Source organism: Bacillus sp. T2.9-1, from assembly GCF_950097965.1.
Lineage (GTDB): Bacteria > Bacillota > Bacilli > Bacillales > Cytobacillaceae > Niallia > Niallia hominis.
Genome location: NZ_CATNHG010000002.1, coordinates 74,222 through 88,416, shown reverse-complemented (window position 1 = coordinate 88,416; position 14,195 = coordinate 74,222). Strand labels below are relative to the sequence as shown.

The following is a 14,195-nucleotide window of genomic DNA, read 5'->3' as shown; positions in this document are numbered from 1 at the left end:
ATTTTTCCCCCTCAATTCATTCCATTGTCAATGCTTCATTTACAATTCTTGCTTGATCTTTACGATGAACATTTGGATCCCCTTCAGCAGGACTTGATCTTCTTCTTCTACCAACATATTGCAAGGAAACAGAATTTGGAATCAGCTTTCTAATTCTTGGTTCCATAAAGCTCCATGCCCCCATATTTTTTGGTTCCTCTTGCACCCATACAATTTCTTTTAAATGAGGAAAACGCTGAATAATTTCTGCTAGTCTTTCTTCCGGGAATGGGTAAATTTCTTCTACTCTTGCAAGATGAATGGCATTCGCGTTTTCAAGATTCTGATATGCTTTATATAAATCAATGGAAACTTTCCCTGTTGACAGAACTAATCGAGTAACAGCTTTTTGATTTTCCAATCCATCCTCTACTTCCAAAATAGATTGGAAAGCTCCATCACTGAATTCTAAACTATTTGAAGCAACATCTGGATTACGCAACAAGCTTTTTGGTGTCATAATAACTAGTGGGCGAACTTCTTCTTTTTTTAGAATAGCTGCCTGTCTTCTTAAAATATGAAAATATTGAGCTGATGATGATAAATTTGCCACTGTCCAGTTGTTTTCTGCTGCTAAAATTAGGAATCTTTCTAGTCTTGCACTGGAATGCTCTGGACCCTGCCCTTCATATCCATGTGGCAAAAGCATAACTAGACCGGATTTTTGTCCCCATTTCGCTCTGCCTGCTGCAATAAATTGGTCAAACATTACTTGAGCCGCATTTGCAAAGTCGCCAAATTGTGCTTCCCATAACACAAGCGTTTCTGGTGCATGAACATTGTAACCGTACTCAAATCCTAAGACGGAACCTTCTGACAATGGACTATTATGAACAGCGAACGATGCCTTTGCAGTTGATAAGGTATGTAATGGTGAATACTGCTCTCCTGTCTGATAGTCATGTAGGATAATATTACGATGAGCGAAAGTACCACGTTCCGAATCTTGACCAGATAAACGAATAGGTGTCCCATCCTCCAAAATCGTAGCAAATGCTAATGTTTCTGCTAAAGACCAATCAATTTTGCCATTTCCCTCTAACGCATCATTTCTTCGTTTTAATACTTTTCCTAATTTATCAAAAATTTGAAATGGAGGAGGATAAGAAAGCAATTCATTATTAATATGTTTCAGTTGTTCAATCGAAACAGCTGTGTTTATTTGTGGTAATTGTCGTTCCACTGAATTAGGTGGATTTGTAATGATTGGATCCTCATGCTGTTTCGGCACTCGTTCATGTGCTTCTTTTAATTTTCCAATCACTTCATCCTTGATAGCTTGAACTTCCGTTTCTTGCATAATATTTTCTGTGACTAGTTTTTCACCATACAGCTTTGTAATAGTAGGATGTTCATGGATTAACTTGTACATTAATGGATTTGTTGTCATTGGTTCATCCATTTCATTATGCCCGTATCTTCTATAGCCAATTAAATCGATTAAGAAATCCTTTTTAAATTTTGCTCTATATTCACATGCGAGCTTCGCAGCTTTAATACAAGCCTCTGGATCATCTGCATTGACATGAATAATCGGTATTTCGAACCCTTTTGCTAAATCACTTGCATAGCGAGTAGATCTAGAATCACTCGATTCGGTCGTAAAGCCAATGGTATTATTGGCAATGATATGAATGGTACCTCCAGTTCGATATCCCTTTAATCCTGTAAGATTTAATGTCTCAGAAACAATCCCTTGCCCTGGAAATGCTGCATCCCCATGAATTAAGATAGCTAAAGATTTGTTTGAATCTTCTTCTGGAAATCCTGGTTTCGTTCTATCATCCTGTGAAGCACGTGTGAAGCCCTCTACAACTGCACCAACAAACTCGAGATGACTCGGATTATTAGCAAGTGTTAAACGGACATTCGACACATTATTCGCTTTAATTTGGCGATCTAAGCCTAAATGATACTTAACATCTCCTGTCCATCCAAAACTGATTCCGATGGATCCTTCAGAAGGAACTAATTGCTTATTTGGAGCATGCTGAAATTCAGAAAAAATCATTTCATATGGCTTTTCTAAAACATGTGCCAAAACATTTAATCGACCTCTGTGTGCCATTCCTATATTAATATTTTGTGCTCCATTGATCACTGATTCCGAAATAATCTCATCAATCAACGGTACCATTACATCAAGACCTTCAATAGAAAATCTTTTTTGCCCGACATACGTTCTATGTAAAAAACTCTCAAATTCCTCTACTTCAATTACTCTTTTTAGTAATTTCTTTTTTAATTCCTTATGACAAGCAGGCTTTAGACTTCCAGACTCCACTTTTGCCTGCAGCCAATTCTTTTCTTTAATATCATTAACATGATAGTATTCAAACGCAATCGTCTTCATATAAATATCTTTTAAATACTGAACAGCCTCAAAACCATTAACTACATGCTTTGGTGCGTCTGGACAAATTAAAGAGGCTGGAATTTTCACTAAATCTTCTTTTGTAAGATTAAAGCGCGATAGTTCAAATAAATCATATTCTCTTTTATGGTCCTTTAAAGGGTAGATATTTGCGGCTAAATGTCCATAAGCCCTTATCTTATTTACTAATGTAACCGCTGCAATAATTTTCTCAACTTGAACCTCGGATTGTAAAGATAAATGATTTGTGCTAGTTTGTTCTTGATGATCAATCGGGGGACCCCATTGATCGAAGTGCTTTTTCATTTCTTCATCAACTGAATTCGGATCTTGAACATATTGCTCATAAAGCTCCATTACAAGCCCTAAATTGGGCCCGTAAAACTTTGGTTGGTATGAGACTGTACCACCAGATGGCTTCTCCATGAAAATTTCCCTCCACCACTTTTAATATCATTTTTATCTTCCCTTTGTTATTGCACAATACACCTTTTATTAAAAAAACTTTTTTTAAAACGTTTACATTACTATTCTATCATGGTTTAATTACAGCTTCAAAAGTTTTACACATTTTTATAGTAAAAAAATTAAAAATATTTTTTGCCGCTCCTATCTTGGCAAAAAAAACAATCTTACTAGTAATCTTATGCGGCTTTCATCATTACATGACAAAGGAAAAAAGGAAGTTCAAACCACGTATTTTACACGGTAGAACTTCCTTTTCTTCTATATATGAAATCGAACCATGACTTTTGTCCCTTGTCCAACTTTACTTTTAATCGTTATCGTTCCTTTATACAATTCTACAATTTTCTTAGCTATAGCCAATCCAAGACCTGTTCCGCCCTGCTCTCTGCTTCGGGCTTTATCTACACGATAAAACCGATCAAATACTTTATCAATGTCTTCTTTCGGAATACCAATTCCTTGATCACTAATCTCTAGAAGAAAATGGTGGTCTGTTTCATACGTATGAAGAAAAATATTTTTTTCTCGAAAAGAATATTTCACCGCATTATCCATTAAAATAGTAATGATTTGCTGTAAATGCTGTTCAGACACCTTATAAAGATGAAGGGAATCAAGCTTCATTTGAAAGGTAAAATCCTGATGGAGCATTGCAAAATCACGGATTGTGTGTTCTAAAACCAACTTTACTCTTTCCGGCGTTAAATCGGATTCTCCTCTATTTTGTTCTAATCTCGATAAGTCTAATAAGCTGATGATCAATTTTTTTAATCTAGTTACTTCCTCGGTAGATGCCTCAAGGGACTCTTCTAAAATGTCCTTATTATTTTTTCCCCATCTATTTAGCATAGAAAGATGTCCCTCTAGCACAGAAACAGGTGTTCTCAGCTCATGGGAAGCGTCTTCAATAAATTGTTTTTGTTGCTGAAAGGACTGTTCAATCACATCCATCATCTCATTAAAAATAATCGTTAAATCGGATATTTCATCTTTTTGACGATAAACAGGCATTCTTTCTTTAAAGCCAGTATTCTTAATTTTTTTCATGGTTTTTGTCATGGAGTTGACAGGTCTTAATAATAAATAGGAAATAAAGTACCCAATAAGTCCACTTATTAATAACGCAGCAATTGTAAACAACATCATGGCAAAACGTAAATGTTCACGAACCTTATCTAATGATTGCAGAGATCTTATGATTTCAACTCTTCCTTTAAATGATGGCAGCTTTAATTCCTTACTGTATACTATTGAGTTCTGCTCACCAATAGAAATATAATGAAATTGCTCATCATTGTATATCTGATTAGGTTCAATGATGGGGAAATCACCATTCATATCAGAAAGGATGGCATGTCCATCATCATCCAATACACGAATAAGCTGATTGTTATTATTTAATTTCTCCAATAAAGCAATATTATCTGTCAGTTCTTCTTCTGTAAGATCTCTTTCCTTTATATTCAGCTGTTGGACGACTTGCTCCATCGCTTGCTTCATATCTGTTTCTTCCTGATTTAATAACCAAGAAGAAACAGTATGGAACTCAAAAAAAGAAAAAATAGAATAAGTTAAAAAAATGCTAACAGATAATGCTAGTGTTAATTTCCACTTCCAAGGTAAAAGAGACACTTTTTTTATAAATTTCATCTCATCACATATCCTATTCCTCTGACCGTTTCTATATATACTTCTTGTCCAGATGGATCAAGCTTATTTCTTAAATATCTTACATATACATCAATCACATTTGTTTCTACTTCTGATTCATATCCCCATATCTTTTCTAATAATTTATCTCTAGATAAAACGATATTTATATTGGTCATAAACATATAAAGTAAATCATACTCTCTTTTCGTTAAGGATAGAAGTGCTTCGCCTTTTTTGGCAATATGCGACTCCACCTCAAGCGTAATGTCTTTGTATGTTAGCTTTGTCACTACTTTATTGGAAGAATTACTTTGTGGATCAATTCTGCGAAACAACGCACGGAGTCTTGCAAGTAGCTCTTCAATAGCAAATGGTTTAATTAAATAATCGTCTGCGCCACTATCTAATCCAGATACTCTATCTAGAACACTATCTCGTGCAGTTATCATTAATATAGGGGTGTTTTTTGTTTGGCGGAGTCTTCTGCATACCTCAATTCCATTTAATTCTGGCAGCATAAGATCTAATAAAATGATATCCCAATCTTCCTCTAATGCCTTTTGAAGACCGCTTCTACCATCTGAACAAACCTCTGTTTTGTAACCTTCATACGTTAATTCTAATTCAATAAATCTCGAAAGATTTTTTTCGTCTTCAATTATCAAAATTTTTTTCATCATACCACGCTCTCTATATGTACATAGGTATCGTTATAAGCGTAATGTTGAAATTTGGGAGAAAAAAATTTCAACAAAACAGCTTTAACTTACCTAAAGATATCGTTATTTTATCATGTTAGAAGCTTGATATACAAAAATTGTTTACGACATTTAATTTTCTTTTGAAAACATAGAATCCATAATTGCGTGCGCTATTTCAACAAATTGAAAGCCAAATAAAGACGCAGCAGTTATGGAACTAAATACGATCATTGCGATGCGAAGAAAATTCATGTTTCATCTCTCCTTTTAATGAAATTTTTGCTTAAGGCAATAAGGATATTTCCTATTTACCCATTGCAATGGGATAATTAAGCAACTATATTACTTCTGTTGATAATATAAACATATTTTTCAATGTACTTAAGTGAATAAAACAAATGGTATACCTCTTTTTGTAAAAAGGCATGAAAGAAACATTAAAATTTGATGAGAAGAAAAAATCAGGCATAAAATTTTAGAAATTTAGCCATTATAAAGAAAGTATTATTCGTTCTTTAGAATAATTGGGAAAAAATAGCATAAGAAAATAGGTTTTTTTTAAACTCGTATGTCTATTGTTTTAATTTATTATTTAAGATGAAAGTATTATTAGGAAGTTTAGGAGGTTTCACAATGAATATTGGACGTGCGATTGAAATTATGAATGCGGCGGATATTGTGGATGTTAGTTATCAGGGAGAAAAGATAATCATTCAAAACGTTGATGAGAAAACGAAAAAAGCAAGAATATATACGAAAGCCAATCCTGATAATGAATTAGATGTAGATGTATATCAGCTTATTGAAGAAATATAACTTTATTTTCCGCTTATTTAAAATAAGAAGAATAAAGATTCTTTTCAGAAATAAAAAATAATTGTTGCTAACTTTTAAAATATATAGTAAATTAAGAAACAATTACATAAGTAATTCTTATCAAGAGAGGTAGAGGGAATGGCCCGAAGAAACCTCAGCAACCTTCAGTACCCTACAAAATACTGAAAAGGTGCTAATTCCATCAAGCATAATGGCTTGAAAGATAAGAAGAAGGACCAATAAATAATCAAAGTCTTCTTCTTATAAACGAAGGAGACTTTTTTATGGATTTTTTCTTCTATTCTTTCTTGGTACGTACTTATTACATAAAAAATCCACATAAAAGAATAGGAGAGTTATAGAATGTATAATTTAGAAACGAAGTTAGCACAAATTGGAAATCGCAGTGAAACAACAACGGGTGCGGTAAATCCACCTGTCTATTTTTCCACCGCTTATCGTCATGCCGGTATTGGAGAGTCAACTGGCTACGATTATACTCGTACTGGAAATCCAACTAGAGAAATTTTAGAAAGAGCGATTGCTGATTTAGAAGAAGGAGATCAAGGATTCGCTTGTAGTTCAGGAATGGCTGCCATTCAAACAATCCTTTCTCTTTTCCAAAGTGGTGATGAGTGGATTATTTCCAAAGATTTATATGGAGGAACATACAGACTGCTAGAACAAGGCTATAAAAAATGGGGTCTGCGATGTACTTACGTCAATACCTCAGATACAAATGCCCTGCGTGCGGCAATATCCCCTAATACAAAAGCGATCTTCCTTGAAACTCCTACTAATCCTTTAATGGAGCAAACGGATATTTCTGAAGTTGCTTCCATTGCAAAAGAAAACGATATTTTACTTATTGTAGATAATACTTTTTATACTCCTATTATCCAACAGCCGATTCGCTTAGGAGCTGATATCGTCATCCATAGTGCGACAAAGTATTTGGGCGGTCATAACGATGTCCTTGCAGGTCTTATTGTAGCTAAAGGAGAAGCACTTTGTAAGGAGCTTTTTTTACATCATAATTCCGCTGGTGCTGTTTTAAGTCCCTTTGATTCTTGGTTATTAATGAGAGGAATGAAAACATTAGCGTTAAGAATGGAGAAACATGAAGAAAATGCAAAAACACTCTCTTCCTTCCTTCAAGAACACGAAGCTGTTGTAGATGTTCTCTATCCTGGTCGAGGTGGAATGATCTCATTTAGAATTCAAAACGAATCTTGGGTAAATCCATTTCTGCAAAATTTAACTCTCATCTCTTTTGCAGAAAGTTTAGGTGGTGTGGAAAGCTTTATTACCTATCCAGCTACACAAACCCATGCTGATATTCCATTAGAAGTAAGATTAGAAACAGGTGTTGATAACCAGCTATTGCGTTTTTCTGTAGGTATTGAAAATGTAAATGACTTAATAAAAGATTTGGATAAAGCATTTTCCATTGCAAAGGGAATTGCCAAGGAGGTAACAATATGAGCACACCATATACATTTGAAACGAAACTACTTCATAATAAGCATAAATTCGATCCAGAAACAGGAGCCGTTAGCGTGCCAATTCAGCACGCTTCTACCTTCCATCAAAAGGATATAGATGAATTTGGCAAATATGATTATAGCAGAAGTTTGAACCCAACAAGGGAAGCCCTAGAAGAAGTCGTAGCAGAATTAGAGGATGGTACACATGGATTTGCCTTTTCCTCTGGAATGGCTGCTATTTCAACTGCCTTCCTCTTATTATCACAAGGTGACCATGTTGTGATTTCGGAAGATGTTTATGGCGGTACTTATCGTATGGTTACAACTGTGTTAAATCGCTTTGGCATAGACCATACCTTTGTTGATATGACAAATTTAGAAGCTGTTGAAGCAGCGGTTTTACCAAATACAAAAGTTTTCTATGTAGAAACTCCTTCTAATCCGTTGTTAAAGGTTACAGATATTGAGGCAATTAGCCTTCTAGCAAAAAAGTACAATGCGTGGACATTCGTTGATAATACCTTTTTAACACCAGCCCTACAAAAGCCATTAACACTTGGAGCTGATGTCGTCTTACATAGTGCAACTAAATTCTTGTCTGGACATAGTGATGTTATTGCCGGCGTTGCAGTTGTAAAGGATCCATCCCTTGCCAAACAAATTGGCTATTTGCAAAATTCCTTTGGTGCTGTTCTTGGTGTACAGGATTGCTGGTTACTGCTTAGAGGAATCAAGACTTTACATGTCCGCATGAAGCATTCAAGTGATGGTGCTCGAATTATTGCAGAGCATTTACGAAATCATCCTTTAATCAAAAAAGTACATTATCCTGGATTTGAAGACCATCCACAATATGCCATCCAGCGAAAACAAGCGTCAAATCCAGGTGCTGTATTTTCCTTTGAGTTACATTCAGAAGAAGCAATGCGGACATTTGTTGAAAATGTGAAACTACCGGTTTTTGCTGTAAGTCTCGGTGCAGTCGAATCAATTCTTTCGTATCCTGCAAAAATGTCTCACGCGGCAATGGATCCTGCTGCTCGGGCAGAACGTGGAATTACAGATGCTCTTCTTCGCCTTTCCGTTGGACTAGAAAATCCTCAAGACTTAATCAATGACTTTGAGGCTGCATTGAAAAAAACAGCGGAGCTACATTATATTTAATGGAGGAATATTATGAGTTTTCTTGATCGACTAAAAAGCGAAATTTTAATAGCGGACGGTGCTATGGGTACTCTCCTCTATTCTTACGGAAAGGATACTTGCTTCGAAGCATTAAATATTTCTCATCGAGAACAAATTGAACAGGTTCATCAAGCATATATCCATGCAGGTGCAGATATTATTCAAACAAATTCATATGCTGCCAACTATTTAAAGTTACAAAGATATGGGCTTGAGGATAGCGTAAAGGAAATAAACAGTACTGCCGTTAAAATTGCCAAACAATCTTCAAAAGATAAGAATGTGAGTGTTTTAGGCACAATTGGCGGAAATAGAGGAATGAAGCCTCAAGCCATTAGCTTAGAAGAATTAAAGCGAAGTTTTCGAGAACAGCTTTATTGTTTACTTCTAGAAGGTGTCGATGGTATTCTCTTAGAAACATTTTATGATATGGAAGAATTAGAAACAGTATTACAAATTACAAAAAAAGAAACAGACCTTCCAGTCATAGCGCAGGTCTCCATACATGAAATCGGCGTGTTGCAAAATCAGTCGCCACTAAAGAATGCCTTTGAGAGATTAGAAGGTTTAGGAGCAGATGTCATTGGGCTAAATTGCAGATTGGGCCCACACCATATGATTGCATCACTCGAGCAGATTCCACTGCCAAAGGATGCCTATTTATCAGCATATCCAAATGCTAGTTTACCAACTTATATTGACGGAAAATTCGAATATAAGGACAATGCGGAATATTTCAGAAAATCAGCTGAAGAGTTCCGTAAACAAGGGGTTCGGCTATTGGGAGGATGTTGTGGAACAACACCTGAACATATAAAAAACTTCGCGGAAGTATTGAAAAATGCTTCCCCTATTACAGATAAACCTGTTACATCTAACAAAGCTATGGTAGATTCTATTGTCCTTCACTCCCCTCCCCCACGGGAATTCACACCCTTGGAGGAAATTGTAAAGGAAAGAGCTTCGGTCATTGTAGAATTAGATCCGCCAAGAAAATTAGATACAACACGTTTTTTTGAAGGAGCAAAAAAATTAAAAGAAGAAGGCATTGACGCCATTACGCTTGCAGACAATAGTTTAGCATCTGCTCGTATTTCCAATACAGCAATCGGTACATTAGTAAAGCAGAATATTGGCCTACGTCCCCTTATTCACATTGCTTGCCGGGATCGGAATATGATTGGATTGCAGTCTCATTTAATGGGATTACATACACTTGGCCTTCATGATGTCTTAGCAATTACAGGCGATCCTGCAAGAGTTGGCGATTTTCCAGGTGCTTCTTCCGTTTATGATATGACATCTTTTGATTTAATTTCGATGATCAAGCAGTTAAATGAAGGTCTCTCATTCTCTGGAAAAAACTTAGGACAAAAGACAGCTTTTTCTGTCTCTGCGGCATTTAATCCAAATGTTCGCCAAGTGGATAAGGCTGTTAAAAGACTCGAGAAGAAAATTGCCTGCGGAGCTGATTATATTATTACACAGCCAATTTATTCAGAAGAAAAAATAGTTGAGTTATATGAAGCTACTAAACATATTGATATACCAATTTATATCGGCTTAATGCCTTTGACGAGCAGCAATAATGCCGAATTTCTTCACAATGAAGTACCTGGTATAAAAATAGAGGATTCGATTCGTCAGGCAATGGCAAATTTAAAAGACAATCCAGAAAAAGCAACACAAGAAGGTTTAACTATTACAAAGTCGCTAATTGATACTGCATCCACCTTCTTTAACGGTATCTATTTAATAACGCCTTTTTTACGATATGAGCTTTCAGTCGAATTGGCTCGCTATACTAAGTTACGAACTGCTGCAACTAGGAGGAAATGTGATGCAACAAATATCATTAGCTGACAAACTCAAACAAAAAATCATGATTATGGACGGCGCAATGGGCACAATGCTCCAACAAGAGGATTTAACAGCTTCCGATTTTGGTGGCGAGGAATTAGAAGGTTGTAATGAAAATCTAACATTAACAAGACCAGAAATCATTTCCAAAATTCATGAAGCATATCTTGAGGCTGGCGCTGATATTATTGAAACAAATACATTTGGCGCAACTAAACTTGTCCTAGATGAATATCATCTAGGACATCTTGCTTACAAACTGAACATAACTGCAGCAAAACTCGCCAAAGATGCTGCTTTGAAATATTCAACTCCCGATTGGCCGAGGTTTGTCGCAGGTGCAATGGGACCTACAACCAAAACATTAAGTGTTACTGGTGGCACTACATTTGATGAGCTTATCGCATCATATGAAGAACAAGCAACTGGTCTTATTGATGGAGGCGTAGATATTCTCCTCCTAGAAACAAGTCAGGATATGTTAAATGTAAAAGCTGGCTTTCTCGGAATTAAGCAGGCCTTTTCAAAGACAGGAAAAGAACTACCGTTAATGATCTCAGGCACAATTGAACCAATGGGAACCACCCTAGCTGGCCAGTCTATCGAAGCTTTTTACATTTCTGTTGAACATATGAATCCAATTGCAATCGGATTAAATTGTGCGACAGGGCCGGAGTTTATGCAGGATCATATCCGCTCTCTTTCTGGTCTTTCAAAGTATGCCGTAAGCTGCTATCCTAATGCCGGCTTACCGGATGAAGAAGGACATTATCATGAAACAGCATCCTCTCTTGCGAATAAATTAAGCGGTTTTGCAAAAGAAGGCTGGCTAAACATCGTCGGTGGTTGCTGTGGGACAACGCCAGAGCATATTCGAGCAATATCGGAAAAAATGAAGGAGATTTCCCCTCGGAAAGTAGCGGAAACAAACTATCATATGGTTTCTGGAATTGAGCCATTCATTTATGATGACCCTACATTAAGACCGATAATGGTTGGAGAACGTACAAATGTCATCGGTTCCCGGAAATTTAAGCGGTTAATAAATGAAGCGAAATTTGAAGAAGCATCAGAAATTGCAAGAGCCCAAGTTAAGGGCGGAGCACATGTTATCGATATATGTTTAGCAGATCCTGATAGAGATGAACTGGAGGATATGGAGCTTTTTATGAAAGAGGTTGTAAAAAAAGTGAAGGTGCCTCTTGTCATCGACTCAACTGATGAAAAAGTAATTGAAAAAGCCCTCTCCTATTCACAAGGTAAGGCAATTATTAATAGTATTAACCTAGAAGATGGGGAAGAAAGATTTCAAGCCATTGCCCCTCTCATCCACAAATATGGTGCCTCTGTTGTTGTAGGAACAATCGATGAAGATGGAATGGGAGTAACAGTGGAAAAAAAGTTAGAAGTAGCAAAACGCTCTTATGAATTATTAACGAACAAATATAAGATAAATGGCCAGGATATTATTTTTGACCCCCTTGTTTTCCCTGTAGGTACTGGCGATGAACAATATATTGGTTCTGCTAAAGCTACTGTAGAAGGAATCAAACAAATTAAAGAAGCTTGTCCAGATGTTCAAACGATTCTTGGAATAAGCAATGTTTCCTTTGGTCTCCCTCCTGTTGGCCGAGAAATACTAAATAGCGTCTTTCTTTATCACTGTACGCAAGCTGGTCTAGATTACGCCATCGTCAATACGGAAAAGCTAGAAAGATTCGCGTCCATTAGTAAAGAAGAAATTGAGTTAGCTGAAAAGCTATTATTTGAAACAACAGATGAAACATTAGCAGTTTTTACCGATTTCTATCGGGATAAGAAAAAAGAAAAGGTTAATTCACTAGAACATTTAACATTAGATGAACGATTGGCTTATTATGTCGTGGAAGGAACAAAGGAAGGTTTACTAGATGATTTGGCAATTGCGCTAAACAACTATAGTGCACCATTAGATATTATTAATGGACCGCTAATGAACGGAATGAAAGAAGTCGGTCGCTTGTTTAATGATAATCAGTTAATTGTGGCAGAAGTTCTCCAAAGTGCAGAAGTAATGAAAGCATCTGTTTCTTTTTTAGAAGGCTATATGGACAAAAACGTTTCAACCTCAACGAAAGGTAAAGTTATCTTAGCCACCGTAAAAGGAGATGTTCACGATATTGGGAAAAATCTTGTCGATATTATTCTCTCAAATAACGGCTATGATGTCATTGATCTAGGTATAAAAGTTCCACCAGCAGAGTTAGTTTCTGCAATTAAAAAGGAAAAGCCAAACATTGTTGGTTTATCTGGTCTCCTTGTAAAATCAGCCCAGCAGATGGTTTTAACAGCAGCCGATATGAAACAAGCAGGAATAGATATCCCTATATTAGTCGGCGGGGCTGCTTTATCAAGAAAATTTACTGATACGAAAATTACAAGGGAATATGATGGATTAGTACTTTATGCAAAAGATGCCATGAATGGACTCTCACTTGCAAATCAACTTACAAATAATGAAGAAGTGCTTTTACTTAAAGAAGAACATAACAGAAAAAAACAAGCACTTTTAACAAAGCCAATCAAGGACCCTGTAAAACCTATTATCACAGGCATAAAAAGAAAAACAATAAATCAAAATGCGCCTATCTTCATACCACAGGATACCAAAAGGCATTTATTAACCAATTATACACTTGGGCATATTAAACCATATATTAATAAACAAATGCTGCTAGGACACCATCTAGGTTTAAAAGGAAAAGTAGAAATGCTACTCTCTGCTAAAGATGAAAGAGCGGTCCAACTAAACAATATGATTGAACAGCTTTTACAGGAAGCAGAACAAAATAACTGGATATATCCTAAAGCCATTTACCGCTTCTATCCTGCTCAATCGGATGGAAATAAAATATATATTTATGATCCAGAGAATGCATCTAAGCTATTGGAAACCTTTGACTTTCCAAGACAAGAAAGAGAACCATATCTTTGTCTCGCAGACTATCTAAAGCCAGTCGAAAGCGGAATGATGGACTATGTTGCCTTTTTTGCAGTTACAGCTGGCACAGGAATACGAGAAGCAGCAGAACAATTAAAGCGGGATGGAAGATTTCTTGAATCCCATGCCCTACAATCACTAGCCTTAGAAACAGCAGAAGGTCTGGCAGAATTAATTCATCGCCAAATTAGAGATAGATGGGGATTCCCTGATCCAGCAACCTTTACGATGAAGGAACGCTTTGCTGCGAAATATCAAGGGCAACGATTTTCATTTGGATACCCAGCATGCCCTGAACTAGAAGACCAAAAAAAATTATTTGGACTACTTTCTCCAGAGGATATTGGCATTACTTTATCGGAGGAATGTATGATGGAACCAGAAGCATCTGTTTCTGCAATGGTATTTGCCCATCCAGATGCAAGATATTTTAATGTATTATCTAGTTCACTGTAATTTAGTAGAATGCCCTTTTCTTTATTTGATATGATCGGTAATGAAAACCAGCTGATATTGTTGTTTCAGCTGGTTTTTATTTGTGTTTTGTCTAGACTTTTTTAAACTCCCTTTTTAGAATATATCTTTGGAGTTGTAATTTTTTTGATGTGGATGTTATATTCGTTGGTTTATTT

Annotated in this window: 9 protein-coding genes and 1 riboswitch; of the genes, 5 read left to right on the top strand and 4 right to left on the bottom strand. The window is 36.2% G+C overall.

Going from position 1 to position 14,195, the window contains the following annotated elements; translation table 11 throughout:
• Positions 1-16: 16 nt before the first annotated feature.
• From sucA to QQZ16_RS01375, 4 genes are all read right to left on the bottom strand, one after another.
• Entirely contained in the window at positions 17-2,839 is a 2,823-nt protein-coding gene (gene sucA / locus QQZ16_RS01390) for a 2-oxoglutarate dehydrogenase E1 component (RefSeq protein WP_235249244.1), read from the bottom strand.
• A 300-nt stretch (positions 2,840-3,139) separates the two neighbouring features.
• Positions 3,140-4,531: a HAMP domain-containing sensor histidine kinase gene (locus tag QQZ16_RS01385; RefSeq protein ID WP_235249257.1), complete on the bottom strand. Its 1,392-nt coding sequence runs from the start codon at positions 4,529-4,531 to the stop codon at positions 3,140-3,142.
• Positions 4,528-5,211 (bottom strand): response regulator transcription factor, encoded by a 684-nt coding sequence (locus tag QQZ16_RS01380; protein WP_031538717.1) that lies wholly within the window; start codon positions 5,209-5,211, stop codon positions 4,528-4,530. Before QQZ16_RS01380 ends, QQZ16_RS01385 begins: the two co-directional genes overlap by 4 nt.
• A gap of 153 nt (positions 5,212-5,364) precedes the next feature.
• The gene (locus tag QQZ16_RS01375) at positions 5,365-5,487 is read right to left on the bottom strand and encodes a hypothetical protein (RefSeq protein WP_268817820.1); all 123 of its coding nucleotides are present in this window, start codon (positions 5,485-5,487) and stop codon (positions 5,365-5,367) included.
• Between the two features lie 381 nt (positions 5,488-5,868).
• Between QQZ16_RS01375 and QQZ16_RS01370 the strand changes: the two genes are divergently transcribed.
• The 5 genes from QQZ16_RS01370 (at position 5,869) to metH (ending at position 14,019) form a co-directional block, all read left to right on the top strand.
• Complete coding sequence (locus tag QQZ16_RS01370) at positions 5,869-6,051, top strand: H-type small acid-soluble spore protein (RefSeq protein WP_235249266.1); 183 nt, start codon at positions 5,869-5,871, stop codon at positions 6,049-6,051.
• Between the two features lie 114 nt (positions 6,052-6,165).
• A riboswitch (SAM riboswitch) is annotated at positions 6,166-6,281 on the top strand.
• A 133-nt stretch (positions 6,282-6,414) separates the two neighbouring features.
• Positions 6,415-7,536 (top strand): methionine biosynthesis PLP-dependent protein, encoded by a 1,122-nt coding sequence (locus tag QQZ16_RS01365; RefSeq protein WP_031538715.1) that lies wholly within the window; start codon positions 6,415-6,417, stop codon positions 7,534-7,536.
• Positions 7,533-8,702: a cystathionine beta-lyase gene (gene metC, locus QQZ16_RS01360; protein WP_031538713.1), complete on the top strand. Its 1,170-nt coding sequence runs from the start codon at positions 7,533-7,535 to the stop codon at positions 8,700-8,702. The genes QQZ16_RS01365 and metC overlap by 4 nt, the downstream gene beginning before the upstream one ends.
• A gap of 12 nt (positions 8,703-8,714) precedes the next feature.
• Positions 8,715-10,586, top strand: coding sequence for a bifunctional homocysteine S-methyltransferase/methylenetetrahydrofolate reductase (locus QQZ16_RS01355; protein ID WP_031538711.1), 1,872 nt, complete (start codon positions 8,715-8,717; stop codon positions 10,584-10,586).
• Positions 10,564-14,019 carry a methionine synthase gene (gene metH, locus QQZ16_RS01350; RefSeq protein ID WP_031538709.1) on the top strand — a complete coding sequence of 1,152 codons (3,456 nt, stop codon included), beginning with the start codon at positions 10,564-10,566 and terminating at the stop codon, positions 14,017-14,019. Before QQZ16_RS01355 ends, metH begins: the two co-directional genes overlap by 23 nt.
• The last annotated feature ends 176 nt before the right edge of the window (positions 14,020-14,195 follow it).

Coding starts and splice junctions, on each gene's coding strand:
- metH (WP_031538709.1), top strand. CDS start 10,564: ATGCAACAAATATCATTAGCTGACAAACTCAAACAAAAAATCATGATT.
- QQZ16_RS01380 (WP_031538717.1), bottom strand. CDS start 5,211: ATGAAAAAAATTTTGATAATTGAAGACGAAAAAAATCTTTCGAGATTT.
- QQZ16_RS01355 (WP_031538711.1), top strand. CDS start 8,715: ATGAGTTTTCTTGATCGACTAAAAAGCGAAATTTTAATAGCGGACGGT.
- QQZ16_RS01385 (WP_235249257.1), bottom strand. CDS start 4,531: ATGAAATTTATAAAAAAAGTGTCTCTTTTACCTTGGAAGTGGAAATTA.
- sucA (WP_235249244.1), bottom strand. CDS start 2,839: ATGGAGAAGCCATCTGGTGGTACAGTCTCATACCAACCAAAGTTTTAC.
- QQZ16_RS01370 (WP_235249266.1), top strand. CDS start 5,869: ATGAATATTGGACGTGCGATTGAAATTATGAATGCGGCGGATATTGTG.
- QQZ16_RS01375 (WP_268817820.1), bottom strand. CDS start 5,487: ATGAATTTTCTTCGCATCGCAATGATCGTATTTAGTTCCATAACTGCT.
- metC (WP_031538713.1), top strand. CDS start 7,533: ATGAGCACACCATATACATTTGAAACGAAACTACTTCATAATAAGCAT.
- QQZ16_RS01365 (WP_031538715.1), top strand. CDS start 6,415: ATGTATAATTTAGAAACGAAGTTAGCACAAATTGGAAATCGCAGTGAA.